Annotated in this window: 21 protein-coding genes and 1 tRNA gene; 10 read left to right on the top strand and 12 right to left on the bottom strand. The window is 64.9% G+C overall.

From position 1 onward, the window contains the following. Positions 1–68: 68 nt before the first annotated feature. Both spt and ACEN8G_RS11805 read left to right on the top strand, forming a co-directional pair. A complete protein-coding gene (gene spt / locus ACEN8G_RS11810; RefSeq protein WP_413416233.1) occupies positions 69–1259 on the top strand; it encodes a serine palmitoyltransferase in 1191 nt (396 codons plus the stop codon). A gap of 45 nt (positions 1260–1304) precedes the next feature. Further along, positions 1305–3266: an ATP-binding protein gene (locus ACEN8G_RS11805; RefSeq protein ID WP_413416232.1), complete on the top strand. Its 1962-nt coding sequence runs from the start codon at positions 1305–1307 to the stop codon at positions 3264–3266. A 351-nt stretch (positions 3267–3617) separates the two neighbouring features. Here the strand turns inward: ACEN8G_RS11805 and ACEN8G_RS11800 are convergent, their stop codons facing one another. From ACEN8G_RS11800 to ACEN8G_RS11790, 3 genes are all read right to left on the bottom strand, one after another. Beyond that, entirely contained in the window at positions 3618–4292 is a 675-nt protein-coding gene (locus ACEN8G_RS11800) for a hypothetical protein (RefSeq protein ID WP_413416231.1), read from the bottom strand. 288 nt (positions 4293–4580) lie between these two features. Next, the gene (locus tag ACEN8G_RS11795) at positions 4581–4928 is read right to left on the bottom strand and encodes a hypothetical protein (protein WP_413416230.1); all 348 of its coding nucleotides are present in this window, start codon (positions 4926–4928) and stop codon (positions 4581–4583) included. Positions 4929–4933: 5 nt separating this feature from the next. Beyond that, positions 4934–5548: a TetR/AcrR family transcriptional regulator gene (locus ACEN8G_RS11790; protein WP_307120637.1), complete on the bottom strand. Its 615-nt coding sequence runs from the start codon at positions 5546–5548 to the stop codon at positions 4934–4936. 110 nt (positions 5549–5658) lie between these two features. Between ACEN8G_RS11790 and ACEN8G_RS11785 the strand changes: the two genes are divergently transcribed. Next, positions 5659–6813: a hypothetical protein gene (locus ACEN8G_RS11785; RefSeq protein ID WP_413416229.1), complete on the top strand. Its 1155-nt coding sequence runs from the start codon at positions 5659–5661 to the stop codon at positions 6811–6813. A gap of 3 nt (positions 6814–6816) precedes the next feature. Here the strand turns inward: ACEN8G_RS11785 and ACEN8G_RS11780 are convergent, their stop codons facing one another. The 4 genes from ACEN8G_RS11780 to hspQ all read right to left on the bottom strand — a co-directional run bounded on the left by ACEN8G_RS11780 (position 6817) and on the right by hspQ (position 8729). Further along, a complete protein-coding gene (locus ACEN8G_RS11780) occupies positions 6817–7377 on the bottom strand; it encodes a GNAT family N-acetyltransferase (RefSeq protein WP_413416228.1) in 561 nt (186 codons plus the stop codon). Positions 7378–7551: 174 nt separating this feature from the next. Then, positions 7552–7821: a 50S ribosomal protein L27 gene (gene rpmA / locus ACEN8G_RS11775; protein WP_307120640.1), complete on the bottom strand. Its 270-nt coding sequence runs from the start codon at positions 7819–7821 to the stop codon at positions 7552–7554. A 24-nt stretch (positions 7822–7845) separates the two neighbouring features. Continuing rightward, positions 7846–8226 (bottom strand): 50S ribosomal protein L21, encoded by a 381-nt coding sequence (rplU, locus tag ACEN8G_RS11770; protein ID WP_413416227.1) that lies wholly within the window; start codon positions 8224–8226, stop codon positions 7846–7848. A gap of 119 nt (positions 8227–8345) precedes the next feature. Beyond that, positions 8346–8729 carry a heat shock protein HspQ gene (hspQ, locus tag ACEN8G_RS11765; RefSeq protein ID WP_413416226.1) on the bottom strand — a complete coding sequence of 128 codons (384 nt, stop codon included), beginning with the start codon at positions 8727–8729 and terminating at the stop codon, positions 8346–8348. Between the two features lie 122 nt (positions 8730–8851). On the opposite strand from hspQ, the gene ACEN8G_RS11760 reads away from it, so the two are divergent. After that, positions 8852–8941 (top strand) — tRNA-Ser (locus ACEN8G_RS11760). A gap of 339 nt (positions 8942–9280) precedes the next feature. Here ACEN8G_RS11760 and ACEN8G_RS11755 read toward each other — a convergent pair. Further along, positions 9281–10021 (bottom strand): YdcF family protein, encoded by a 741-nt coding sequence (locus tag ACEN8G_RS11755; protein ID WP_413416225.1) that lies wholly within the window; start codon positions 10019–10021, stop codon positions 9281–9283. 299 nt (positions 10022–10320) lie between these two features. Here ACEN8G_RS11755 and ACEN8G_RS11750 point away from each other — a divergent pair, with 299 nt between their 5' ends. Beyond that, positions 10321–12789 carry a serine/threonine protein kinase gene (locus ACEN8G_RS11750; protein ID WP_413416224.1) on the top strand — a complete coding sequence of 823 codons (2469 nt, stop codon included), beginning with the start codon at positions 10321–10323 and terminating at the stop codon, positions 12787–12789. Positions 12790–12838: 49 nt separating this feature from the next. Then, entirely contained in the window at positions 12839–14728 is a 1890-nt protein-coding gene (locus tag ACEN8G_RS11745; protein ID WP_413416223.1) for a hypothetical protein, read from the top strand. Between the two features lie 159 nt (positions 14729–14887). Here the strand turns inward: ACEN8G_RS11745 and ACEN8G_RS11740 are convergent, their stop codons facing one another. Then, positions 14888–15433 carry a hypothetical protein gene (locus tag ACEN8G_RS11740; protein ID WP_413416222.1) on the bottom strand — a complete coding sequence of 182 codons (546 nt, stop codon included), beginning with the start codon at positions 15431–15433 and terminating at the stop codon, positions 14888–14890. A 252-nt stretch (positions 15434–15685) separates the two neighbouring features. On the opposite strand from ACEN8G_RS11740, the gene ACEN8G_RS11735 reads away from it, so the two are divergent. After that, positions 15686–17449: a hypothetical protein gene (locus tag ACEN8G_RS11735; protein WP_413416221.1), complete on the top strand. Its 1764-nt coding sequence runs from the start codon at positions 15686–15688 to the stop codon at positions 17447–17449. Positions 17450–17466: 17 nt separating this feature from the next. On the opposite strand, the gene ACEN8G_RS11730 is transcribed toward ACEN8G_RS11735, so the two are convergent. After that, the gene (locus ACEN8G_RS11730) at positions 17467–18837 is read right to left on the bottom strand and encodes a hypothetical protein (protein ID WP_413416220.1); all 1371 of its coding nucleotides are present in this window, start codon (positions 18835–18837) and stop codon (positions 17467–17469) included. A 7-nt stretch (positions 18838–18844) separates the two neighbouring features. Continuing rightward, on the bottom strand, positions 18845–19153 hold the full coding sequence (locus tag ACEN8G_RS11725; RefSeq protein ID WP_413416219.1) for a hypothetical protein: 309 nt from the start codon (positions 19151–19153) through the stop codon (positions 18845–18847). A gap of 482 nt (positions 19154–19635) precedes the next feature. Between ACEN8G_RS11725 and ACEN8G_RS11720 the strand changes: the two genes are divergently transcribed. The 3 genes from ACEN8G_RS11720 (at position 19636) to ACEN8G_RS11710 (ending at position 25160) form a co-directional block, all read left to right on the top strand. Then, positions 19636–21702 (top strand): hypothetical protein, encoded by a 2067-nt coding sequence (locus ACEN8G_RS11720; RefSeq protein WP_413416218.1) that lies wholly within the window; start codon positions 19636–19638, stop codon positions 21700–21702. A gap of 353 nt (positions 21703–22055) precedes the next feature. Beyond that, complete coding sequence (locus ACEN8G_RS11715) at positions 22056–22541, top strand: alpha/beta hydrolase (protein WP_413419440.1); 486 nt, start codon at positions 22056–22058, stop codon at positions 22539–22541. A 381-nt stretch (positions 22542–22922) separates the two neighbouring features. Further along, the gene (locus tag ACEN8G_RS11710) at positions 22923–25160 is read left to right on the top strand and encodes a M20/M25/M40 family metallo-hydrolase (protein WP_413418287.1); all 2238 of its coding nucleotides are present in this window, start codon (positions 22923–22925) and stop codon (positions 25158–25160) included. On the opposite strand, the gene ACEN8G_RS11705 is transcribed toward ACEN8G_RS11710, so the two are convergent. Further along, entirely contained in the window at positions 25123–25347 is a 225-nt protein-coding gene (locus ACEN8G_RS11705; RefSeq protein WP_413740572.1) for a hypothetical protein, read from the bottom strand. The genes ACEN8G_RS11710 and ACEN8G_RS11705 overlap by 38 nt on opposite strands. Between the last annotated feature and the right edge of the window lie 111 nt (positions 25348–25458).

Raw genomic sequence — 25458 nt, 5'->3', positions numbered from 1 at the left:
CCGACAGCCTGAACACCGCCGACGCGCTCCCCGCCCACCCGGCCGCAGTCGCGCCCGAAACCGACCTGATGTCGAAGTTCGACGCGCTCATCAACGAGCGCGAGCGCCTGCTCGCCAGCGGCGTCACCGATCCCTATGCGGTGGTGATGGAGCAGGTGAAGTCGCCGACCGAGGCGGTGATCAAGGGCAAGGACACGATCCTGCTCGGCACCTATAATTACATGGGCATGACCTTCGACCCGGACGTGATCCAGGCGGGCAAGGACGCGCTGGAGAAGTTCGGCTCGGGCACCAATGGCAGCCGCATGCTCAACGGCACCTTCCAGGATCACATGGAAGTCGAGCAGGCACTGCGCGACTTCTACGGCGTCTCGGGCGCGATCGTCTTCTCGACCGGCTACATGGCCAATCTCGGCATGATCTCCACGCTCGTCGGCAAGGGCGAGTATGTCATCCTCGACGCCGACAGCCACGCCTCGATCTATGACGGCTGCAAGCAGGGCAATGCCGAGATCGTCCGCTTCCGCCACAACAGCGTCGAGGACCTCGACAAGCGCCTCGGCCGCCTGCCCAAGGAAGCCGGCAAGCTGGTCGTGCTCGAGGGCGTCTATTCGATGCTCGGCGACATCGCCCCCCTCAAGGAAATGGTCGAGGTCGCCAAGAAGCACGGCGCGATGGTGCTGTCGGACGAAGCGCACTCGATGGGCTTTTTCGGCCCGAACGGCCGCGGCGTCTACGAAGAGCAGGGCCTCGAAGGCCAGGTCGACTTCGTCGTCGGCACCTTCTCCAAGTCGGTCGGCACCGTCGGCGGCTTCTGCGTGTCGAACCACCCGAAGTTCGAGGCGATCCGCCTGGCCTGCCGCCCCTACATCTTCACCGCCTCGCTGCCGCCCAGCGTGGTGGCGACCGCGGCGATGTCGATCCGCAAGCTGATGCACGCGCACGACAAGCGCGCGCATCTGTGGGAGAACGCTCGCACGCTGCATGGCGGCCTCAAGGAAATGGGCTTCAAGCTCGGCACCGAGAACCCGGATTCGGCGATCATCGCGGTGATCCTCGAGGATCAGGTCCAGGGCGCGATGATGTGGCAGGCGCTGCTCGAGGGCGGCCTCTACGTGAACCTCGCCCGTCCGCCGGCGACCCCGGCCGGCACCTTCCTGCTGCGCTGCTCGCTCTGCGCCGAGCATACGCCTGAACAGATCCAGCGCGTGCTGGGCATGTTCAAGGCGGCGGGCCAGGCCGTGGGCGTTATCGGCTGAGGACTCTTTCCTGTGCGCCCGGGCTCGACTAAAAACGATCCCGTAATGAGTGAGAGTAACACCGCTCTGGAACGTGCCATTCGGGCGACCAACTGGCGGTTCCTGATGCTCGGCGGGCTTGCCCTGCTGGGGATCGCCGTGCTCGTCGCGGTGGCGCTCCTCCAGCAGCGCACCGATGCCGAGCGTGACCGGGCGATCGCGCGCCAGCAGCACACGTTCGACGTGATCATGCGTGCCAACCAGCTCTCCGGTGCGATCGCCGGGGCGGAGGCCGCGCTCGGCCGCTATGTGGTCAGCGCCGACAAGAATCTCGGCCAGCAATATGGCGACCAGTGGGGCCGCGCCGGCGAGCAGCTGGCGCGGCTGAAGCAGATCACCGCCGACAATCCCGCCCAGCAGGCCCGCATCGTCCGGCTGAAACAGGCCTTCGACGCCCGCGGCAAGGAGCTCGCCACCACCGCCCTCTACTCGACCTACAAGCGGCACAGCGACGCCTGGGGCAGCTATTACCAGGTCCGGCTGAGCCCGGCCCGCGCCCAGCTCGAGCAGGTGCTCAACGAAGTGGTCGATTCCGAACGGATCATCCTGCACGACCGCACCAAGGCGGCGGCGGACCTGCTCGCCAATTCGGGCTTCGCGTCACGGGTGCTCACCGGATTCGGCGTCCTGATCGTGCTCGGCGCGGTGCTGCTCGGCTGGATGGCGATCGAGGCGCAGGGTGACCGGGCCGTTGCCGACGCCAATGCCGAGACCGAACGCGAGCGCTCGGTCGAGCTGCAGCGCGCCGTCGCCGATGCGACCGAGCAGCTGCGCGCCGAGGCGACCGAGCGCGAGGCGGCGCAGGAGCAGCTGCGCCAGGCGCAGAAGATGGAGGCGGTCGGCCAGCTTACCGGCGGCATCGCCCATGATTTCAACAATATGCTGGCCGTTGTGCTGGGCGGGCTGGAGCTCGCCAAGCGCCATCTCCACACCGGCGGCCCCGATGCGCAGCGCCATATCGAGAATGCGATGGAGGGCGCCAATCGCGCCGCCGCGCTCACTCGCCGCCTGCTCGCCTTTTCCCGCGCCGAGCCGCTGCTGCCCGAGGCCGTGGAAGCCGGCGCGCTGATCGACGGCATGGCCGACCTGCTCGACCGTACCCTGGGCGACGGCATCGCGGTGGCGACGTCGGACGAGGGCATCGGCTGGCGGATCTGGGTCGATCGCCACCAGCTCGAGAATGCGCTGCTCAACCTCGCGGTGAACGCGCGCGACGCGATGGAGGGGAAGGGGACACTCAGCTTCGTCACCGGCGGCACCAGTCTGGCCGAGAACCAGGTCGGCGAGTGCGTCGCGGGCGATTACGTCACCATCGAGGTGGGCGACACCGGCATGGGGATGACGCCCGAGGTGCTGGCGCGCGTGTTCGAGCCCTTCTTCACCACCAAGCCGGTGGGCAAGGGCACCGGGCTGGGGCTCAGCCAGATCTTCGGCTTCGTCCGCCAGTCGGGCGGCGAGATCGGCATCGACACCGCGCCGGGCAAGGGCACCCGGGTGACGCTCTACATGCCTCGCCATCTCGGCGAGTCGATGGCCGAGGCAGCGCCCGCGTCCGAGGGCGTTCCCGTGTATAGCTGCCGGCCGCTCGAAATCCTGGTGGTGGAGGACGACCCGCGCGTGCTCACCGCGACGCTGGGGGCGCTCAAGGAGCTCGGCCACCAGGCCATGGGCTGCGACGATCCCCATGCCGCGCCCGGCGCGATCGCGACGCTGCGGTCGCTCGACCTGATCGTCTCCGACGTGCTGATGCCCGGCCAGACCGGCCCCGAGATGATCGCCGGCCTGGGCGACCGGATCGACGGCGTCGCGGTGCTGTTCGTCACCGGCTTCGCGGGCGAGGCGGACGCGGCGATGTTCGGCGGCCGCACCGTGCTGCGCAAGCCCTTCACCATCGCGGGCCTGGCGGCGGCGGTGGAAGAGGCGATGGCGCAGGAAGCACGCCGCTCGGGCCGGGTGGCGGCGGCGTAGGGGCAGGCTGCTCCGGCTTTACTTTCCCGACTTCCTTACTTTCCCAGGCGAAGGCCGGGGCCCAGACTTGAAAGTCACGCGCCCTGGCGCGTCTCCGACGCGTACGCTTAGTCTGGGGCCCCGCCTTCGCCGGGAAAAGGAAGGCAGATTCCGGACTAGGCCGTGAACTCATAAACGGCCGCTTTCGACAGGGAGGGCCGAGCGTCCGGGTATGGGTGGGAAGCGGTCCGTCCGCTTGCGAGAGTGTGATGACGGTTGGCTCCGCGTAACGCGTTAGCTGTCGTGGCTACCATGGCCTATTATCGACGAAGAAATCGACCATCAGGCCCACGGCCTCCCCGTTCCGATTGGTCAGCTTGAATACGGGATAATCTCCTCTTCCATAGCCGCCATGGAAAATGATGGCCGCGCCCGAGCCGTCATCGCTCTCAACCTTCGCCGACTGAGATTCAGCGCGCTTCCTTCCGCTGATTTTGGATGCAACAACTCGCCCATCCTTAGCGTCCAGCGGCCCGCATGATGCCCGGCAATCTGCTGAAAAACTTCAGCGCTCGCAAATGCGACTGCATAGGCAACTACGCCAAGTTCTGTGCCATGTTCATCTTCCAGTGGCTCGATCGACACCACCTTCTTCTCGCCTCGCAGTAGAGCAAACGCGTGCGAGACATGCTCTTCATAATCGTAGGTATCTTCCGCCCCGCTGTGCGCGAGGACGAGAGTCACCTCATACTCTCCCGGAGCAACCGGGACTGTGATGCCGGTCTCGAACACGTCAGCCTTCGTGATCGTCAGCAGTCCGTCGCTAATCGATATCGTCCCAGCCGGTTCCCTCCGGCTTCTGGCAAGCGTTCCGTTCCAGGCCTGGTCCAGTCGCTCGGTCCAGTCAGCGTCAGGACGAACCCGATATTGGACTTCCGGGTTCAACGGATCCTCAACAAGTGACGGAAGTCCTGCACGTTCGATCTCCGCTACCTTCTTCGGAGACAAGCCGATCCGTGCGGCAAGAGATCTGAATTCTGACCACATGTCCAAAGTAATAGTGCCTGTGGCTTTTCAAGGGAATAGGAAAGCATGCAAACGCCGCTGAACGGGCTCGTGCCCTGGTAATTTGGCAACTGGGCGTTCAGCTGCCGTTGCGTCGACCAATAAAAAGGCTTCCGCTTTCGTCTTGGTGCTTCCCGAGAATGGGATTTTCACGAAGATCGCTGACGACGCCGCGGTCGAAGTGGCTTCAATCGGGCCGATATACTTATCAGCTATGGTGCCTGTAAGCGTTCGGCTTAAGCCGAAAGGCCGCTTTTATGAGTCTGCGGCCTAGTCCGCTTTAACGGCTACCGGCTTGTAGCTCACCACGCACCAGTCCGGCGCGCAATTGGCCGAGGTCTCGATGATCGCGGCATAGCGCTCGATCACCGCGCAGTCCGTGCCGGCGGCATAGAGGATGATCGGCCGGCGCGGGGTCTCGCGGCCGGCGCCGCTGGCGAAGTCCTCCAGCGAAGTGTCGCTGGCCGGCAGGATTCCCCAGAGCGCCTGTCCGCCCTGGTCGCGCACCGCATGCGCGTTGGCGCTCTTCTTCGGCAGCCTGTCGCCCCATTGGGCGGAGAGATTGCAGGTCTTGTCCGGTACGCTCAGCGACAGCAACGCGATCGGGAACAGGATCATTGCGGTTACTCCTCGCGGATATGCTGGTGCCCGTGATGCTCGCCCATGGTGCGCGACAGCTGCGCCGCGGCGATCTCGCGGGCCTTGTTGCGCGGCAGGCCGAGCGCACGGGCCATCGGCGCGCCGAGCAGCGCATCGCCCACTGCCATCAGCACCAGCTGCAGCGTTTCCTCATGGAGCGAATGCGTCTTGTCGTCATGCCCTTCGGCCAGCTCGTCGACCAGCCGGTGGATCGCCTCCAGGATCGGATCGAGCGCGTCCTGGTTGCCGGTCAGGATCATCCAGCTCGCCAGCGCGCCGGCGCCGCCCTTGTCGAACGCGTCGAAGGTCAGGTTGACGACTTCGTGGTCGTCATGGTCACCGGCGCGGGCGCGCATCACCGCGGCGCCGATCTTCCCGGTCACGCTGCCGGCGATATTGGCTGCCAGCGCCTTTTGCAGGCCTGCCGCCGAGCCGAAATGGTGAAGCAGATTGGCGTGCGTCCGCCCGATCTTCGCCGCCACCGCCTTCAGCGTCACCGCACCCGGCCCGGCCTCGAGCAACAGTTCGCGCGCGGCCTCGAGCGCGGCGTCGCGGGATTCTTCGGGAGAAAGGCGTTTACGGGGTGCAGTGGCGGTCAATTTGGGGGATGGCTCCTGTTGTCCCAGCTTAGTGACCCAAAGGCGCCGTAAAGCAAAGTCCTATCATCTTTCGGTAATCGGCTCGGATCAGGCTGGCGTGGGAGGATTGCATGCGACAGCGGCTCTGGTGGATCCTGATGGCAGGGCTTCTCGGCTGGGCTCCGGCCGCGCATGCCGAATATGGCGTCGAGATCGTCTGCAGCCGCACTGCCAATATCGCACTGGTGCGGTTCGGCTGGAGCGAAGCGGGCTCGCCGGTCGCCTATCGTGCGCTGCCGATGCGGATCGATGGTGGCCTGTCCCATGGCCGTTCGCAGCGTCGGAGCGAGTGCCGATTGCCCAATGGCTGGAAACTGCGGATCCGCGACGGCGAGATGCAGGGGTTCGCCCATGGCATGGGCGGGGCCGATCCGCCCGCCTTCTTCAGCCTGTGGGTCAACCGGCGACGGGTGCTCTCGCGCGTGGAATGGAAGCCGGGCTATGGCGACAGCGGCTCCGAAAAGCCGTGGCTGGTCGGGCTGGTGATCCAGCCGGATCGCATGAGCCGCTGCGAAGCCGGGCCGGGAGCCGGGGAAACCGAGCCTGGCACCGGACCGATTGCGTGTCGAGGCGAGCGCCTCCGGCTTGCCGATCATCGGATCGATCGCATCGAATATCCGCTGAACGGCCGCAAGTGGAAGGAGGGCAGTTGGTTCGCCGATCCGGTTGCCGCCGATCGGGGCTTCTGCGCGCGTTACCTCCGTACGATGCTGAAACCGATGTTCGGCCGCCCGGCGATATATTCCGCGCTGCAGGGGGACGAGCGCGCGCCGCTCGCCGCCGGCTTGCCGAAGCGCAAGCTGCCGGGGGCACTACGAGCCGAACTCGTCGATACCGAGATCGCGCCGGGCGTTCGGCGGCGCCTGGTGCTGCGGGGCGGGTCGGACCATTTCTTCGATGGCGATCTGGTTCTCGTGCTGCCGCCCGGCACCGATGTGGCGCCGTTGCTGCCCAGCTTCGATTTCGATCCGAAAGAAGCAGGGGACGCGCTGATGCTGGCGCCGCGGCGGGAATGGACGCTGCTCGCCGGCGGGCAGGGCGGCATCTATCCCGGCGTTAGCCCGCGCTACGCCCACTTCGTGCCCCAGCGCATCGACGGGCGGCTCCATTTCCTTGCCAGCCCCGCCAATCAGGAGATCCAGCCGACCGCGCTGCTGCTCGGGCTGAAGCCCGAAGGCGGTGTCCGCCGGATGTGCGTCATCCGGCGGATCGAACCGCATTTCTAGGGCTCACGCCGCCATTCGGTGGTCCTCGTCGCCGCCGCCGCTGCAGTCGCCCTCGGACAGGTCGATCTCGTAGCGTGCGGTCGTCGCCTCGCAGCCGCGGCCGCGCGAGTAGATGGTGGCGAGCTTGCCGGTCGGGCGGAAGCCGAGCTTGCGCAGCACCCGGCCCGAGGCGGGGTTGTCGATGAAGTGGCCGGCGGTCACCCGGCGGATGCCGAGCGCCCGGGCGGCATGCAGCACCGCACGCCCGGCCTCGGTCGCGAAGCCGCGGCCCCAGGCATCGGGGGTGTACCAATAGCCGAGCTCGTTGGGCTCGTCCTTCCACTCGCTCAGGCCCGTGCCGCCGATCAGGCGCGTTGCGCCGTCCCGGTGCTCGAACACCAGGAACTTGGTATCGACGGGGCTGTCGAAGCTCGAAAGGAAAGTCTCGGCCGCTTCCACGGGGTAGGGCCATGGCGCGCGCGACAGATTGCGCACCACCTTTTCATGGCCGATCGCCTGCATCAGGGCAGTAGCGTCCTCGGGCCAGCCGGGCCGCAATGTCAGTCTCTGCGTTCGCACGAACATGACCGTCTCCTTGGTCCTGCGACGCCCCACGCCACTTTAGTGTGACGAGCTTGTTGCGCCGTGGTGTCAGGGAGGAAATAAAAAAGGGAGCCGGGGCGACCCGTCTCCCTTTTCAGCTGGTTCGTTCGTCGAACCCGGGTCACCCTGGTGGGCAACCCGGTCGGTTACCCGATGTTATTCGGCAGCTTCCGCAATCATGTCTACCGAGCAGAACTTGCGGCCGAGCTTGCCTTCCTTGAACGACACGCGGCCGTCGACGAGCGCGAAAAGGGTATGGTCCTTGCCCATGCCCACGTTCACGCCCGGATAGATCTTGGTGCCGCGCTGACGCACGAGGATGTTGCCGGCGACGACTGCTTCGCTGCCGAACTTCTTCACGCCAAGACGACGACCGGCCGAATCACGACCGTTACGCGAAGAACCGCCTGCCTTCTTATGTGCCATGGTCTATACTCCTCGTATCTTCGCTTACGCTTCAGCAGCCGGGGCTTCGGCCTCGGCAGGAGCGGCGGCCTTCTTCGCCTTCGGCGCGGCCTTCTTCTTCTCTTCCTGGGCACCGATCGCGGTGATCTTCAGGATGGTGTGGTTCTGGCGGTGGCCGTTCTTGCGACGATAGTTGTGGCGACGGCGCTTCTTGAAGACGATGACCTTCTCGCCCTTCGCCTGCGCAATGATCTCGGCCGAGACGGTCAGGCCGTCGGTCGACTTCAGTTCACCACCTTCGCCGGCGAGCAGAACGTCGCCGAGCGTGACCGTCGAACCGGCCTCGCCGTCGAGCTTCTCGACAACGATCTTGTCTCCCGCGGCAACGCGATACTGCTTGCCGCCCGTGCGCACGATAGCGAACATCGGATCTCTTCTCTGGTTCAAATGCTTGTGCCCGCCAAGGTTGCACCCCGGCAGGAGGAAGGGCGCAGCTAAGGGAGAGAGTCGCCGAAGTCAACCGATAACTACCCATAAAGGGCAGTTTAGTGACGGTGCGTGCGCTTCAAAGTGTAGCGGCCCGCGGCATAGCCGTCGAAAAGCCCGCTGATCGCGGGATGGTCGACCGGTTCCTCGCTTTCGTCGGCCACCAGGTTCTGCTGGCTGACATAGGCGACATAGCTCGATTCGTCGTTCTCGGCGAGCAGGTGGTAGAAGGGCTGGTCCTTGCGGGGGCGGACGTCCTCGGGAATCGCCTCGTACCATTCCTCGCTGTTGGCGAAGACGGGATCGACGTCGAAGATCACGCCGCGGAACTCGAACTGGCGGTGGCGCACCACGTCACCGATCGCGAAGCGTGCGGTGGCGACCGGGGGCATCGGGGCTCCGGGATCAAAGGGGGCAGGAGAGGCGCCGGGCGTCTGAGTCATGCTCTTAATCTAATATCTCTGTGATTTGGTACAAGGATGCGCTTGCAGTATCCGAAACGCTGCGCTAGGGGCCGCCCCTCACAGCGACCGACGCGGATTTGTTCCGCGCACAATCGCCTCGCGGAGAGGTGGCAGAGTGGTCGAATGCGCCGCACTCGAAATGCGGTTTACGGGTAACCGTAACGAGGGTTCGAATCCCTCCCTCTCCGCCACTTACACTTTCCAACAGTGTAGCAGGCCGGCTCGGCGTCTCTGGAAATTTTAGCGTTTTCAATTGCTTGCGAGAAGGACGTTGGGGCGGCAAGCCTTTGCCGCGCTCATGATGCTTGGCTTTCGAAGGAGATCTGGCCGCCAAGCAGCGACCGCGAGACGAGGAACGCGCGCTGCGAATTGGCTGCGAAGATCAAGGAGTGGCTTGAAGCGCGCGTTCTGTGGCTCAGGGTCTGGAGGAAGCATTCGAGGAATGGGAGCGAGCAGGCCGGTTGGCCTGCGGGCGAACGTTGTCCCGCCTGCGATGTGTCCTGAAGACTGTCGGCTCAATTTCGCTCCGACTATACGGATTTCGGCGCGTTCCACCCGAGCGCGTTGTAGAGGTGGTACCGCGCGATGCCCACTTGTTCGTGGAGCAGCGCGTCCATCAGGAACAGGTTCATGCTCTGTGGAACCGGCGAGAGCTCGACCGCGAGCTGGTCGCTCGGGAGCGGTTGGATGCCCGACCGGAAATGGGAGAAATACAGCGCCGCGCGCTTCAGCTGGAACCCCGAGGTCACGAGCACGAAGCTTCTGCCTTGGGGGACGAGCGCGGTGGCGTTCTGGGCGTTCTGCCAGGTGTTGTTGCTACGGTCCTCAAGGACCAGGTCGGTCCGGGGAATGCTGAGGGATTGCAGCTCGTCCGCATAGACCGCCGCCTCTGTCCGCCCATGCTTTTGCGGATCGCCGCCGCTGACGATGACCTTGCAGTCGCCGCTCCGGGCCCGGCAGGAGAGATAGGCACGCGCCGCAGTCTCCACGCGGCTGTAGCCGAAGAACGGCACGCGGGGACCATGCTGACCTTGCGCCACCAGCGTGCCGGCTCCGAGCAGGACGATGGAATTATGCGCACCCCATTGCAGCGAGGCCAAAGGCTTGTCCGTCTGCTGCGTGCGCAGCAATAGCAACGGCAGCAGGCCGGTGCCGACGAGATAGAGGATCACCAGGGCGCAAAGCGAAAGGCGCAGGGCCCATTTCGTCCGGCCGCGCCAGAGAAGAAGCACCCCGGCGGCGAGCAAGAGGAAACAGATGATGGCGGTCATGGTCCGGGTCCCGGCTGCAAAGAAGTAGCGCTCGTTTTCCTAGGCGAACCGATCCCACGCGCAAGACCGGCTTGATGGAATGGCGCCGCTTGTCTGCCGATGCCTTGCGGGTCGGACCTGCGCGCGCCGTGCAGATGGATCGGGTCCGGACCCATTGCCGGCTTTGCACTTGCACGGTCCCATGGCCCGTGCATTCTCCGGTGGCGATTTGCCTTGGCTCCAGCTCTGTTCAAGAATCCGCCAGAGCTTAATCGCCTGTCCGCGTCTCCCGTCCTGATCTCTCCAAATCCGAGGAAGCGATGCCAGAGCGTGACGATCGCGTGCCCCTGCCTGTGGGCGCCAGGGCGAGCCGATTCGAGATTCTGGGCGAGCCTCGATACGGCTCGTTCGGTCTGACCTATCCCGCGAAGGACGTGGACGGCAAACGGGTGGCGCTCAAAGAGTATTTCCCGAGGGCCAAGGCCCACCGGTTGGCCAATGGGGATGTCCTGATCGAATCGGCGCAGTTCGACCTCGATGGCCGCTCGTTCCTGAAAGAGGTCGGCGCGCTGGGGCTCGCGCCCCCACACGACGCGATTGCGGCCCTCATCGCGGCCGATGTCGATCATGGGACGGGCTATATCGCCCAGCAATGGATCGACGGCGAGCCTTTGAGCCGCGTCTCCTGCCCGGACGACCGGACGGTCACAAGCTGGTTTCTTCAACTGCTTGATGCCGTGCTGACGCTATCCGCGGCCAATCTCGTCCATCACGACATCAAGCCGGAAAACATCATGGTCCGTCCGGACGGATCGGTGGCGCTTGTCGATCTCGGTGCCGCCCACTTCCTCACCGAGACCGGCTATTTCGACTTGCGCTGGAGCGGAGCATCTCCGGCATTCTCGCCGCCGGAATTTTTTGAGAGCGGCTATGAAGCGGGCCTGTGGACCGACATTTTCGGCCTTTGCGCAAGCTTCTACGCGTTGGTGGGAAATCGGCCTCCCGTCCGATTTGACCTGCGGGGTCGCTTCGACGGCCTCGAGCCGCGCCTGGTCGACCGGATGCTTCGGCAGGATCCGGGCCTGCCGGCCTTGAGCCTGACGCTGCTCGACGCGATCGACCTTGGCCTGTCGGCGGACCCACTTCTGCGCCCCCGAAGCGCGGGGCCGTTCCTCGAACGGCTGAGGCGCAAGCCGGAGGACCTTGCCGAACTGCTTCCCCCCGGCTTTGGCTTCGGGCATCTCGCGGACTCTTTCGAGCGTCCGGCATCGCTCGCATCGACGCCATTTCGAGCCAAACGTGAGGAGAAGCCGGGAACGATGCCCGAGCGTTTTCAGACTGCGATCATTCAATCCCTCGATTCCGCGCGCTTCCAGAAGTCTGCCTTCAGGACGAGCGGCGGCCTCGAACTAGATAACAGCCAGGACCAGAAAATTGCCCTGGCGCGCACGGAAGTCTTCCTGAACCTGATGTTCGGCAGGGAGATCGTTCTGCCCGCTGGCCATCTCGCCGACAGCTTTGCGGTCGTGTCCATCGTCGGCGAGATTCTCGACATCTACCAGCGTGAATTTCAGCAACGGATCGATCTGGCCTGTGCACGCAACGGCCTTCCTGCCTGGCGCCCGTTCCGCCTCGCTATCGAGGACCGGGGAAACCAGGACGGCTATCGGGGCTTCGTCGCCCGGTATCGTTATACCGGGGCGACGCTCCCGGTCCTGATGGCGGCCGGGCGCCGCGAGGAGATGGATTCGGAGGAGGGTAAGCGGGCGCAGCTGGAATTCGTCCGCCACGCCTTTCTCGAGCGCCGCTTCGACGATCTCGAGCGCAAGGTCCAGCCCGGCTATGGTGCCTATGCAGCGCGCTGTGACAGCTATTTCCGCGACGACACCAGTGTCTTCCCCATCGATGATCGGCCGTTCGAATCGCTGGCTGGCTATGCCGGCGTGTTCCGGCGGCGCATCGGACACGAGGGCGTTGCCGGGGCGGGGGTAGGATGCGCTCGGGACTCGCTCAGCGTCGTCGATGAGATCGAGGCCAAGCTGAAGAAGCTCCAGGAAATCGGCGAGGACGGTGCCACGGGATTCCGCGGGAATTGGTATCTCTTTTCCGATCAGTTCAAGGATGTCTGGCCGCTCGCGCGCGGCTATCTTGATGCAAAGCTCTTCGTCGAAATGGCTGCCAAATATGGTATCGACCACCCGGTACTCGTCAGCCAGGCCTATGAATATGGCCAGTTCGACCATTCGCTCGTGCTCGGGCCGGGGTTCGGCGCGGGAGTCACCGGAGATCCGGAGCTCGAACACGGGTTGACCGAGCTCACTGCCGCGCTGTCCGCAGACATGCCGTGGCGTTCCCTGCTCGAGCTGTTCACGGAGGATGCGTTCCTCGAAAGCATCAAGCGGCTGAACCTCGGATATCGGCAAGGTGGGGGGCTGGCCTATCGGCAAGCGGTCGCCGCGCATGGTGAAATGGTGGCCGACAAGATAAAGCCGATCCAGCTGGAGGTGCGGACGGGCCGCCTGACGATTTCCGCCGGGACGGACGGCGATGCCAGCCTCACGATCGACAGCTATGATGCCATGCTGCAAGTCGCCGATAATGAAGAGAAAATGCGCCAATCGGCAGAGAGCGTCTTCTCTGGCTTGGGCAGCAGCAACTTCGATGCTGCAGGAATAAACCTATTGCCGCTGCGCTCGACCCTTCGGTCTTCCGATGGCGCGCCATCCTCGATTGTGCATTATTTCGTGAAGCCTGTCCGGCTTCGTTATGCGCTGCCGGGGAGCACTTGATACAGTCTTGTTGGGGGCCGGACACGGAATAGACGCGCAAGGGGGAGCGATGGCGAAGCAGCAGGATGGGAACGACGCCGAGCACAGGCTCCTTTCGGCCTGGGAAGCAGGCGAGCCTTTCGATGCGGCGGCGTCGGGAGAACGCGAGATTCAGGCCAGCGTCCTGCGTGGCCTGATCATCGGGACGCGCAAGGATTTCACCGCTGCCCCGGGCAGGCTGGTGTTGCGCAACGCCACAATCGTCGGCGAGCTCGATCTGTCCTACCTGCTGGCCGGGTCCATGCCCTCGGGGGCATTGCCGGCCCTGCGCTTCGAGCATTGTGAATTTGAGAAGGGGGTACTCTTCAACAAGAGCACTATCCTCAGCCTGACGCTCTCGCGCTGCACCGTGCCGCAGCTGAGCCTGATGAACAGCCATATCGACGGCGATCTCGATCTGAGCGGCTCCACGCTGGGAGCGGAATCGGACAGCGGCAAGACTGCGCTCCGGGGTGAGGGGCTTACGGTCGGCGGCCGGGTCGCGTTCACCAAGATCCATGGTGGCAACCGTTTCATCTCCCATGGGCCGATCCGTCTTGTCGGCGCGCGCATCGGAGGGAATTTCGAAGCGGTCGGTGCGACGCTTTCCAGTGGTGCTCCCAACAAGAGCTGCCTCGTCCTGGATGGCGCGGAGATCGAGGGGAGCGTGTTTCTGCAGGCGTCGCGAACCGCTTGCTTCGAGGCGCTTGGTTCGGTGAGCCTGCGTGGCGCCACGATCAAGCGCGATCTCTGCATGTTTGGGGCCGTGCTTGATGGGGACGGCCGCTCCGCGCTCTTCTGCCACCGCGCCGTCGTCCAGGGGGCGATCAGGCTGAGCGAAGATGGTCCGGGGGGCCGTCCGTTCAAGGCGAGGGGCGCCCTCAACCTTTCCGATGTCAGTGCCGACACGCTCGAAATCACCGGGGCTCGCCTCGCGCCTGCGGAGGAGTCAAGGCGGTCCGATACGGCCGTTTCGCGGACCGGATCGAATTCCGACACAGGCTCGGCCGGTATCGTCCTTGATCTGAGGCGAGCCTCGATCGTGGGGGCGCTCCGCCTGCATGATCTTCAACGGCTCGATCCATCGCCGCCCGCCATCCCGGACGGCAATTCGGAGGCACTTCATCCGCCCCACGGGAGTGTCGATGGCAGATTTGATCTGTCCGATGCCTCGGTGGGCGTCCTGGAGGACGATCCCGCGACCTCCTGGCCCGGACGCGGCAAGCTCGTGATGGACGGCTTCGTCTACGGCCGAATCGCGTTCGCGGGCGGGGAGGTGGACAAGGCAGGCTCGCGGCTTGGATGGCTCGACCTGCAATATTCCGAACCTCCGGGGCCGGACAAGTTCAAGCCGCAGCCGTTCGAGCAGCTGGCCAAGGTCCTGCGCGAGCATGGATACACACAGGACGCCGATAGGGTCGCGATGCAGAAGCGCGACTGGGCGATCCGCTGCAAGGCCGAAAAGGGCATAAACTCGGTCCTGGCCAGGGCCATGCAGGTCACCGCCGGCCATGGATATAGCCGCTTCGCCGCGATCTGCTGGACGATTGGCTGGTGGTTCGCCGGCCTCGCGCTGATCTACGCCGGCGAGCGGACAGGGGTCATCAAGTTCCAGCAGTCCGATGAAGCCTTGGCGAAGGGAGCGACGATCGTGCTCGATCGTGCGGACAAGGCAGGCCGGCATGCAGAGCTGGTATTCAATCGCGAATCCGACACATGCGACAATCTCTTCGTGCCGTTATACGCTCTTGAGCTGATGGTTCCGATCGTTGAGCTCGGCCAGATTTCCGAATGCGAGATGAAGGCGGTAGGGCGCTTCTACTGGATTACGGTAACGGCGCGGGCCCTGTTCCAGATCATCGGCGCGATGCTGATCACCGTGCTAGGCGTAACCTTAACCGGCCTGTTGCGGCGCGACTAGGAAGCCCGGCGGTAGCTCGCGATGAAGCCGCATGGATATCGCCGTGCTCCGCCTGCGTCGTGCATCCGGTTGGGTTCAGTCCATCGTCCATAGTGGCGATCCGAGCGCCTGCTTGCGCTGGTGCTGTGAGGCGCGGGTGCTCGTACGCATGTTTCCATGCTAGCGGGGATCGGTCTCGGGGCCGGTATCGAGCCCGAGCCGGCCGGTATCCGAACACCCCATCATTTCCCAGAAGGTGATCGCATCGAAGCTCCGTGCTGCCTTGCCGAGCGGTGAGGTCAGGAAGCGCGCCATGCGCACCCAGCCCGCCGGGTTCCAGCTTTCGACGATGTCGCTTAGCTGGCGCTTCCAGGCGTTCTCGTTCTGGGTCGAGACAATCCTGACGCTCTTCTCGAAGCAGCGTTCCACGAGCCGCGCTTCTTCGAGCGAGCGGAGGATCAGAGCGCGCAGGGCGATGATATCGAGCAGGGTCTGGGCTGAAAAATAGCGATGATTGCCACGCAGGTCCGGCTCCAGCTTGGCCTCGGCCGCTTCGAGGTGATTGATCGCGGACCACAGGACATTGCGCTTGTCCGCTGCGTGATCGGCGTCCTGAAGCGCTCCGGAGGCCGCACGCAGGTCATAGGAGGCCAGCAGGTCGGCCAGGTCATGTTCGACGAATCGGCGGAGTTGACCGGCTCCCCGCACAACTCCGATCAGATCCATGCATCCTCCGTCCCGGAATCGCCACATGAGAAGGGGTAAGCGGCTAACCCGTTGACCAAACATCAAAAAGCTAATCGGCGATTGCGACGCAAGAAGACGATTATTTGGTTATCTAAAGCAAAACCAGACTTCGTTTCGCCGATGTCATGATAACCTGCTCGCCGCACGTCACCCAGGAAAGATTTCGAACCACCTCAAGGTCGGAGAGAAGCCATGCCCGCGACAGCAGCTCGTCCCGCGCCCTTGCCCTCAATGGCTCCGTTGGCAGGCGGGCTGATCGTCTTGGCGCTCGTCGCCTCGGCGTTCGCGTTCGTCCAGACCCTGCGCCATTACAGCGCCGCGACAAGGGAATATCCCTGGCTGCATTGGGCCGAGGACCGCCTGACGGTTGCCGATCGGTTCCGCTTCGCCTTTTCCAGCTCGGCGGATATCGCGACGGCGCTGGCGCCGGCCGCGGTCGCCGGCATCGATGCGCTGCCACTTAGGTTTACGGCGGAAAGCACGCCTTCCGACGGGGTCAAGCTGATCAATTCGCTCAATAATATCAATGATGCCTGTGCGATGAGCACGGTGACCCTTGCTCCGTGTGGGGAAGGCGCCGTCGCGCGGCGCCATGCGCGGCTTGAACAGTCTCTAGCCTCCGTGCCGCTCAAGGAGGATTACTGGATCGAGCGCAAGGGAACGGCGCTCTCCTTCCTGCGGTTGCTCCAGACCTCGGTGAAACTCTGTGGCCTGACCCCCTATCGAACCGAGACCGCACTCCTCGTTCGCCCCGTCGACGGCTATGGCGGCAACGGAGTCACCGGGTGGAAGAGCCTGGCGCCCGGCGATTGCGAGGAGGTCAGTTTCGGCAAATATCGCCATGCTCCGAAAATCTATGCGCATAGCCGGGCCGCCGACAGCGATGCCATTTCGTTGCTGCGCGAGGACGCGCACTACGCGGCGACCTGGGAGGGACGCGGTGTCGCCTGGGGCGGCTCGGGCCCCGATAGCGAACGCAGCTGTGCCGGCACCGGTGGTGATCAGCTCCAGGCAGCGCGATGTGGCGTGTTCGACGAGCCCCTCGGCTTTCGGGCCGTGGATACCAGCACGAGCCCGGGAATGGCGCAGGGCACTTGGCTGATCGCCGACCCGGGCCTATGCGCACCGAACTGCGCCTGGAACCAGACAAAGGAGGGCCTGCCGATCGCTGGCCTGCAGCGAGGCGCTGCCAGCCTCGCGAGCCTGTTGGCGATGCGCAAGGCCTATCGCGCGCAATACGGAACCGTTCAGCCCTATGTGAATGGCATCGAAGTCGTCGATGACAACGGGCAATATCGTGAGGGCGTCCGCGTCACCGCGGCAGCTGCGCAGACTCCCTTTGGCGTCGAGAGCCCGTTTGAGGTGGGCGACGTCATCACCGAGCTGGCAGGAATTCCGATATTTAGCGGCGAGGACCTGAAACTGGCCCTGGCCCGGTTCATTACGACTACCGGGGCCGACAAGACCTATCGCTATCAATATTGGCGCTATGATCCGACACGGGGCGAAGCGGTCAAATACGAGGCGACCGGCACGGCATATTTCGATCCCGACTACTGGCTCGATCATGGCTATTCCGGGTCGGAGGTCCGAGCCATGGTGGAAGGTGCCCTCAACGCGCTCTCATTTGGATGGTATCGATGGTTCGGATGCGCGGTGAAGCGTGTCTTCCAGGTCGTGCCGTCCTTCACTGCCTGCAACGTCGCGGCGGCGAATGAATGGATGCTGATGCGGCAGCTCTTCCCGGATTATTATTCCTGGGGCGGTGTGCCGTCGATGTTGATCTCGCCGATCCGGATCATCCTATCGGTCGCCAATATCGCCGTCTCCGCGACCGCCGGGCTCGTCATCGAACTGCTCGAATCAGGCATGTCTGTCGCAGCCGAGATGGCGCCCGGCCAGGGGATCGAGGTCACGGCGCAGCAGTTCGCCGCTTCGGTGGTCCAGGGACGCCTTGCCGCCTTCGGCACGGCGCTGGTCAAGCCTGGCCTCTGACCGGGGGCGCGCCTGGTTCAGAGTTCGACCAGGCGCATCGCGACGAAACCAACCTTTGGCAGCGTTTGCGACAAGCTGCGCCATCCGTCGCGGAGCTCGCCTTGTTCAAGCGGCGCGCAATCTTCCTCGAGCAATTTGGGGAGCTGTGGATCGAGGAAATCCGCCGCGCCGCGGATCCGGGCGCACGCGCCGAACAAATTTGCCTCGAGCCTGTCGCCGAGCCGGCCCATTTCGGCGAGGGTGGTCGGCAGGCCGATCGCGGGGCGGTCCCTGACATAGGTGTGGAAGGCGACTCGCCGGTAGATCGCCCTGATCATCGACTTCTGATATTCGAGCCGCTCGGGATCTTCGCTGAAGCGAAGCTTGATGGCCTCTGCTTGCTCGCTCACCGCCTTGATCTGTTCCTCATCCATCGCTTCGACCTGCTGGGCCGAGAGCGGGGCATAAAGAGCCCGCAATTCCTGTCGCATCTGCGCCTTCACCATGCGCTCCCGGACCAGGCTGTCGATCGCGCCGAAGGCAAAGCTGCAATGCAGGATGCGGACCACGTCGAGGCACAGGAAATGCGCATGGCTCTCCGTGGCACCCGTCTGCAGCAACAGCCGTTCGAAGCCATAGATGTCGCAGAAGCATTCCTGGAGCAGGTCGATCGTCCCGAATGCAGCCCGGAGCGGCTCGAGCCGGCGCATGCGCTGCGTCATGCTCCAGATGTCCGCTTTCCGGATGAGCTCACGCTGGATCGAATAGGTATCGCCCGGAAACTCGGTGAAGAGGTAGCGATTGAGATATTGCTCGACCGAGACGAAGAGCGCGTCTTCTTCCTCCACGGAGAGGTCGAGATCCTCCATCTTATAGTCCAGCGCGGCAGCGAATATCTTGCCGATCTCGGCGACGCTGCGCCGGACCATCGTCAGCAGGTTGCTGTCGATCCGGGACGCCGCGGCGAAAGCGAGATGGCCGAGCTCATGACCCAGGATCAGGCGCTCGACGAGTCTATTCTGCTTGTCGGTGTCGACCGGATCGACGTCCTTAAGCGGCCCGAGACCGGTGCGACTCTCGGCGATGAAGCGGTTAAAGATATCCGCTTCGCCGCCGAGACCGGCCATGTTGAGCTTGAGGATGAAATATTGCTCAAGAATGTAGAGTGGCCATCGGCCGCCCCAATCCATGGCGGTCGACAAAGCCGTGACCCAGTGCGTCTGGGTCGAGTCCAGGACGATGACGTTCGCCCCCGCGATCTTCAGTTCCTGGCTATACCCCTCGATCGAGGTAACGGCGCAGGCATAGGCCTCCTCGGCATGGAGCAGCGCATCAATTCCGGTGATCGGCCATATCGTGATTTGGCCGGTGAGCAAGGTCCGGCTATTCTCCAGCGCCAGCTGGATCATGCGTTGCTTACGGCTTGAGATCATCTTTGACCGTCTCCAGCGCCTTCAGGATCGTTGCTTCCGAGACGCCTTCTATGGTCATGCCTTTGTAGCGGAGCTTGGTCGTCTGGCCGGCCTTGACGCGGGCGACGAGCACATTGCCGATCATCTTGATGAGCGGCAGGGAAAGCGCGACGAACAGGACCGAGCTCGCATCGAGCCCCCCGAAGCCGGAGCCGCTTGTCTCGACGGCATCTTCCGACAGTCCGACGAGCTCTTCCCCCAGTTCGGCCAGATGCGAGGGGAATATTATTTCGAGCGCTTGTGCACTGGTCATCGAATCGCTCCTCCCGATCAGGCTCGAAGCCTAGCAATGCCGGGTTGGCGCCGCACCTGTTGTCCGCATGCCGGGCCGCATTCGCCCGGAGCCGGGACAGTCCCCGGCGGGTCGCCGCCAAAATCAATCAATCGTCACCGTCGGATGTCGCAGGGCGGGGCCTTTAGCGGCTTCGACGGAACGAGCCTGAGAAGTCCAGGCCCTTTCTCGACAGTCTCTACGGCGATCGCATGAATCCTGTAGTTGCCCGGCTCAACGAGAGAACCGGCAAGAACTGGGTGCCTGTTGGTCCGGATCCCAAGGATGTCGATTGCGCCGCCTGACGCAGCTGACAGGGGCGGGAGAAACCGATCCAATACGGGCCGAGTATATTTTGCGTTAACCAAGTAACATGGCACGTTCAAGCGACGCGCGCGGGGGCTTGCGCGCCGATTCGATCGCTAATTCACCTTGGTGACGCGCGATTTTTGGGGGGAAATATCGTGATCATTTACCGATCAGGCGCGCTGGCGCCAATTTTTCATGGTCTCAGGCGCGGCGCCTGGACGGTGCCCGGCGCAGCAGTTGCGCTTGCGCTGGCCGGCTGTACCCATCTTTCCGTCGTCCCGGACCGATCGGTGAGCCGCGATCCCGCCATGGCGCTTTCCGGAGCGCCCTATGCGCTGCCGATGCTGCAATATGAGGTCGCGGTGACGCGGACGCTGACGGCCTGTCCCGAGCCGGTATCGATCGATGGCGATCCCGCTGACGGCAGATACTGGCGCGGCGCGGTGGCGGTCGAGCTCAGCGCAACGGCGACGCCGACGCAGATCGCCGGCGAACGCTATCTGATCGACTATTCGAAACTGGACGGCGCGCTCAAGACCACCAATTTCGCGATTGAGTATCAGCCCGGCACCGAAATCCTCAAGGGCATCAATGTCAGCGTGGAAGATCATAGCGGCGAAGTTGCCGGCAACGTCGTCAAGACCGGGCTGGCCGTGGTCGCGATCGCCACCGGTCCGGCCGGCGCCGCCGCGATCGGCACTGGAGTGATCACGCAGGTGGCCGGCAGTAGCGTGAACAAAGGCAACTACAGCAAGCTGTTTTCGCAGCCGCTAGTGGAACGGCTCGACATGCTGATCGCCCAGCAATCGTTGGAAGATCCCCAAAAGGCGTTCCGGGAGGCGCTCAAGCAGGCGCAGAGCGAACAGGAAGCGATGCGCAAGCGATTGGTCGCGATCGTGGACGCGAGCGCCAGGCCGAAGACCATCATGGCCTGCACCGTAGCGGCTGCCACCGATGTCGCGGCACGCGCAAAGCAAGCCGAGACGCTCGAGGATGACACGAAGTCGCTCAAGGTCGCGAACACCGCGCTCGAGACCCTTACCAAGATCTCTGCCGTGCGCGGCCTGACCCCCGACGGCCGCAAGAAGTTCGGCGAGGTGATCGATCAGGCGCTGGCCTTGGAAAAGAAGGTCGACGACGGGCAGGCCGCGCTGGCCGCCATCGACAAGCGCCTTGGATTGGCCGGCAACGGCGCCTGGCCGGGGAGCTTTGCCGAGCGCAAGACCAAGGCTCTCGTTCCGTTGAGCGACAACGAGAAGGACAAGCTGGCCGGATTGCTGGCGCCGGCGCCGGTCAGCGTCCTTGTGATCGATGCCGAAACGCTGGCCGCGAAGCTTGCAGCAGTGCCGAAGGCCGAGCTCGAAGGATATCGGACGCTCGCGAAGGATTTTATCGCCTCCTATGTGAACGACGATGGGACAGCCAAGCGGTTTGCCAAGGCAATGGCGCTTGCCGGTTGCTCGAGCGATGTCGCGGTTCCGCTCGACGCGAAGACCTGTATGACGAGCATGACCACGCTCGGTGCCGCGCTCGAGCCGGTGAAAACGGACTTCCTGCCCGATTGCCCGATCGGAAAGCCCGAGTGCCGTTCGACGCTCGCCAACACGGACAGTATCGAGAAGAAGGATTTTCCGAGGCAGGTTGCCGGCCGCTCTTCCGCTCCTCAAAGCGGTCTGTTCGTGCGTCCGCCGGTCCGGGCGCAGTTGACGATTTGCCGTATCGCGGCGGCCGGCGAGACCCCGACCGCGCTCGGCTGCGCGGATTCTGCGAGGAATCTGGTCAAGGACGACAAGGTGCTCGCGGCCCAGCTTGGCCAGTTGCGCTACTTCCGACTGGTCAACCAGATGTTCAGCAACAACGGGATGTCGCTGAGCCTGACCAAGGAAGGCGGAATCGAGAAATTCCAATATGCGTCGAGCAAGTCGATCGCCCAGGGCATTTCCGCTGCCGCGGCGGATGCGGCGATGCAGGGGGCGGCCTTCGACAAGCAACGGCGCGAGGAGTATCTCAAGAACACCGACCAGACCACGCTGATCCAGAAGCAGATTGCGCTCAAGGAGGCGATGGACAAGCTGGAGGGGCTTTACGCCGATCCCTCGCCAGACCCGGCAAAGGCAGTCGCGCTTGCCAAGGCGCAGGCCGAGGTCGAGCTGTTACGGTCGCAGATCGTTTATTTGAATGCGCAGACCACCGCGCTGATGGCCGCTGCGGTCGCGCCTTGACGCGGGAATTGAACAGCCCGTGGTTGTACGCCCGATCATGCCGCAGAGGGCCGCATCTGATTGAATGTCAGATGTGTCCAATTCGCCGGCTCGACGGACAGCTCGAAGGGCGATGCGGCCCGATGAGATCCGCCATGACCGGAATTCCTATCCTTGGGCCCGGCTGCTGCGCCCGCGGGGCTTTTCCGGTCGATTGCGCCGCGCGGCCGAAGGAAATGGTGCCGCCGCGTCCTCGAGGAATTCGCCAGGGAAGCAGGCGGCGGCGTGCTCGTCATCGGCATCGGCTACCCGCACGACCAGGTCTATGACCTTCCCGCGCGCACCAACGACCTGACCCTGCTCTGGACCGCCAAATGGCCGGCCGGCCAGCCCGCGGCGAGGACCGGCGGCAACGAGCTGTTCGCTCGCTTCCTGCTCGACCAGCTCCGCCCCGAGATCGCGCGCCGCTACCCGGTCGATGCCAGCGCCAGTCGCTGTTCGGTCATTCGCTCGGCGGGTTGTTCGCGCTGCACATGCTCTACACGCGCCCCGACGCCTTCGAGGCGATCATTGCCGCCAGCCCATCGATCTGGTGGAGCGACAAGGCGATCCTGGCCGAGGAGAAGGCCTTCACCGATCGCCTGGCCTCCGCCAAGTCGGCCGGTCCGGTCAGCCGCCTGATGTTCTTCGTCGGCGAGAAGGACCCGATGATGATTCCCGCCGATACCGAGGCGCTGAACACCCGCCTCACGGCGCTCGGCCTGTCGTCGCGCTTCGAGAATTTCGCGGGCGAGACCCACATCACCGTACCTTATCGCGCGATCACCCCCACCTTCCGCTTCGTCACCGAGAAGCGCTGAGGCGGCATCCTTCAAATCCTCCCCCGGAGGGGGAGGGGGAGGGGACCAGCGAAGCTGGTGGAGGGGGCCTGCCACGAGCGATGTCGCTTGGGGCGGCCCCTCTCCACCACCGCCTTCGCCGGGAACTGAAACGCCAACACATCACCGTCATCCCCGCGAAGGCGGGGATCCAGGGTAGCTCGGGATAAGCGCGGAAATCTGGGGCGTGCTTGCCGGAGATGGCGAGGTGAGCAGCTTGGCCATTGCTCTTTGGCCCTGGATCCCCGCCTTCGCGGGGATGACGATGAAGCGCATTGGCCTCCGCCCACTACCTTACCCACCTCCACGCTTGTCCCCTCGCCAATCCCCTGAAATGATCCCCACAAAAGGGGGGAGGCAAACATGGGGTTCTCGCGGTTCAAGAGCGGTTGGCGGCTGGCTGCCCTATGCCTGGCACTGCTGCTGGTCTGGACGCTCCGCCCGATCGGCGCCGAAGCACCCCGCAGCACCGGCGAATTCAACGCCCAGCGCGCCCTTGGCCGCCTCGCCACGATCCTCGGCGACCAGCGCCCCCATCCGGCCGGCACGCCTGCCAACGAAGCGGTCCTCCAGCGGCTGATCCAGCAGGTCCGCGCACTCGGCTTCACCCCCGAGATCGACGAGCGCTTCCACTGCAACATGTTCCGCAAGGGCGCCGCGATCTGCGCCCGCCCGCGCAACCTGCGCTTCTGGGTCACCGCGCCGGGCGACGACGCGGTGATGCTCGCCGCCCATTATGACTCGGTCCCCGCCGGCCCCGGCGCCTCGGACGACGGCATCGGCGTCGCCACGGTGCTCGAAGTAGCGCACCTGCTCAAGGCCAGCCTGCCAAAACGCCCGGTGCTGGTGGTGATCACCGATGCCGAGGAAGCCGGGCTGGTCGGCGGCGCTGCCTTCGCGGCCGCGGACCCGCTCGCGAAGCGCGTCGGCGCGGTGGTCAATTTCGAGGCGCGGGGCACCACCGGTCCCGCCAACATGTTCCAGACCAGCACCCCCAATGGCCGCGACGTGCAGTCGCTGGTCGCCGGCGGCTATGTGCCCGCCGCCGATTCACTCGCCAGCGATCTCTATTCGATCCTGCCCAACGATACCGACCTGACGATGCTGCTCCCGCTCGGCATCGACGCCGCCAATTTCGCGATCATCGGTGGCGGCAAGCGCTATCACACCCCGCTCGATTCGCTTGCCAATCTCGATCGCGCCTCGCTCCAGCAGATGGGCGACAGTGCGCTCTCGGCGGTCCGCGGCTTCGGGGTCACGCCGAAGCAGGGCGCCGAGGGTTCGAAGCTGTTCGTCGATCTGAACGGCTGGTGGTTCCTCGTCCTCGCCAAGGGCGTCGCGCTCGTGCTGACCCTGATCGGCTTCGGCGCCGCGATCCTGCTCTTCGCCCGCGAGCGCGCCGGCGCCTCGGTCCGCACCGCCTTCGCGCCGCTCGCGGCAGTAGTTGCGGGCACCGGCCTGGCGATCGGCGCGACCGCGCTCATAGCGCTGCTGCGTGCCGAAGCCGATTATGCCACCGCCTGGCCCGCCGCGATCCGGCTGGTGCAGGGCGCGGCGGCGCTGGCCGGGGCCACGCTGGCGCTGCGCATCCTCCGCGTGCCGGCAGGCGTCCAGCTCGCCGCAGCCGCCTGGTGCTGGTTCGCGGCGATCGTGCTGGCGCTGTTCGCCTTCGTCCCCGGCCTGTCGGTGCTGGCGGTATGGCCACTATTGCTAGTCATTATCGCCGCCGCGACCCGGCTCGTCCCGCGCCTCCGCCCCGCCACGCCCTGGCTGATGGGCCTGGCCGGAGTGTTCTTCGGCCTGCTCGTCCTGCCGGTGATCACCGGCTTCCAGGAAGGCCTCTTCCCCGAGCATGCCGCGCCGATCGCGCTGATGCTCGTCTTCCTGCTGCTGTTCCTCACCGTCTTCCGCGAGGCAACGGCCTGGACCGCCACCGCGGCCAATGCCGGGGTGCTGGCGATCGCCGCGGTAACGGCTTTGTCCGTACCCGCCTTCAGCGCCAGCGAGCCGCGCCACCTGACGATCGTCCACGCACAGGTCGAGGGCAGGTCCTTCTTCGCGATCGCCGACAACGGCCCGCTGCCCAATGCGATGCGCCAGGCCGCGCGTTTCGCCGACACTCCGGCCGAGTCCGGCGACCCGGCGGACCGGGGCAAGTCGTGGCAGGCCCCTGCGCCGGCACTGGCCGAGGACGGCGCGCTGACAATCCTGTCCGACACGACCGATGCGAAGGGCCGCACGCTTGTCTTGCGCGCCGCCGCGCCGCTGGCCGACCGGCAGGAACTCTTCGCGCAGAAGGGGGAGGGCGTGCGCGGCATTACCGTGCAGGGCGCCCCGCAGAAGCTGGAAGGGCCGCTGCGCTATATCGGCTGTGCCGGCCAGAGCTGCCGCATGCTCGACGTAACGCTGCTGCTCGATCCCAAGGCGCCGCTGCCCGAACTGAGCTGGCGCCGGACCCGCTACGGCGCGGGCCCGGCTGCTGCCGCGCTGGTGGCGGCCCGACCCGCCACCGCACAGCCCGTCCATGTCGGCGACCGTCAGGTCATCGTCCGCAAGGTCGACCTTACGCCGCCTGCTGCTGCGCCGGCCGGCGCCCGCTGACCAGGCCGAACAGGTCGCGCGGATCGCCCGGCTCGACGATCAGGTGGAGCCGGCGCAGGTCCTCGCGGCCCTCGATCAGTGCGTGGAGATAGGAGAGGGCGGAGAAGTCCTCGATCCCGAAGCCGACCGAGTCGAAGATGGTGATCTCGTCCGCCGTGCTGCGCCCGGCCTCCTCGCAGGCAAGCACTATTGCTTAGCATTAGCAATTGAAGCGCGGCCCGCCCAGGCGACGAATCCCGGCCCAGCATCGACGAAACCCGCCATCCCGCCAACGGAGCGCGCGATGGGCGGCATTGGG

It is taken from the genome of Sphingomonas sp. Sphisp66 (assembly GCF_047324325.1).
Classification (GTDB): domain Bacteria; phylum Pseudomonadota; class Alphaproteobacteria; order Sphingomonadales; family Sphingomonadaceae; genus Sphingomonas.
This window is presented reverse-complemented; position numbering and strand designations above follow the sequence as displayed.

Excerpts from the sequence above, each read along its gene's own strand:
- ACEN8G_RS11800 (WP_413416231.1), bottom strand. The coding sequence starts at position 4,292 with ATGTGGTCAGAATTCAGATCTCTTGCCGCACGGATCGGCTTGTCTCCG.
- ACEN8G_RS11805 (WP_413416232.1), top strand. The coding sequence starts at position 1,305 with ATGAGTGAGAGTAACACCGCTCTGGAACGTGCCATTCGGGCGACCAAC.
- ACEN8G_RS11710 (WP_413418287.1), top strand. The coding sequence starts at position 22,923 with ATGGGGTTCTCGCGGTTCAAGAGCGGTTGGCGGCTGGCTGCCCTATGC.
- ACEN8G_RS11750 (WP_413416224.1), top strand. The coding sequence starts at position 10,321 with ATGCCAGAGCGTGACGATCGCGTGCCCCTGCCTGTGGGCGCCAGGGCG.
- ACEN8G_RS11795 (WP_413416230.1), bottom strand. The coding sequence starts at position 4,928 with ATGATCCTGTTCCCGATCGCGTTGCTGTCGCTGAGCGTACCGGACAAG.
- ACEN8G_RS11735 (WP_413416221.1), top strand. The coding sequence starts at position 15,686 with ATGGCTCCGTTGGCAGGCGGGCTGATCGTCTTGGCGCTCGTCGCCTCG.
- ACEN8G_RS11745 (WP_413416223.1), top strand. The coding sequence starts at position 12,839 with ATGGCGAAGCAGCAGGATGGGAACGACGCCGAGCACAGGCTCCTTTCG.
- rpmA (WP_307120640.1), bottom strand. The coding sequence starts at position 7,821 with ATGGCACATAAGAAGGCAGGCGGTTCTTCGCGTAACGGTCGTGATTCG.
- ACEN8G_RS11730 (WP_413416220.1), bottom strand. The coding sequence starts at position 18,837 with ATGATCCAGCTGGCGCTGGAGAATAGCCGGACCTTGCTCACCGGCCAA.
- ACEN8G_RS11755 (WP_413416225.1), bottom strand. The coding sequence starts at position 10,021 with ATGACCGCCATCATCTGTTTCCTCTTGCTCGCCGCCGGGGTGCTTCTT.
- ACEN8G_RS11715 (WP_413419440.1), top strand. The coding sequence starts at position 22,056 with ATGGCCGGCCGGCCAGCCCGCGGCGAGGACCGGCGGCAACGAGCTGTT.
- ACEN8G_RS11740 (WP_413416222.1), bottom strand. The coding sequence starts at position 15,433 with ATGGATCTGATCGGAGTTGTGCGGGGAGCCGGTCAACTCCGCCGATTC.
- spt (WP_413416233.1), top strand. The coding sequence starts at position 69 with ATGTCGAAGTTCGACGCGCTCATCAACGAGCGCGAGCGCCTGCTCGCC.
- ACEN8G_RS11780 (WP_413416228.1), bottom strand. The coding sequence starts at position 7,377 with ATGTTCGTGCGAACGCAGAGACTGACATTGCGGCCCGGCTGGCCCGAG.
- ACEN8G_RS11725 (WP_413416219.1), bottom strand. The coding sequence starts at position 19,153 with ATGACCAGTGCACAAGCGCTCGAAATAATATTCCCCTCGCATCTGGCC.
- rplU (WP_413416227.1), bottom strand. The coding sequence starts at position 8,226 with ATGTTCGCTATCGTGCGCACGGGCGGCAAGCAGTATCGCGTTGCCGCG.
- hspQ (WP_413416226.1), bottom strand. The coding sequence starts at position 8,729 with ATGACTCAGACGCCCGGCGCCTCTCCTGCCCCCTTTGATCCCGGAGCC.
- ACEN8G_RS11785 (WP_413416229.1), top strand. The coding sequence starts at position 5,659 with ATGCGACAGCGGCTCTGGTGGATCCTGATGGCAGGGCTTCTCGGCTGG.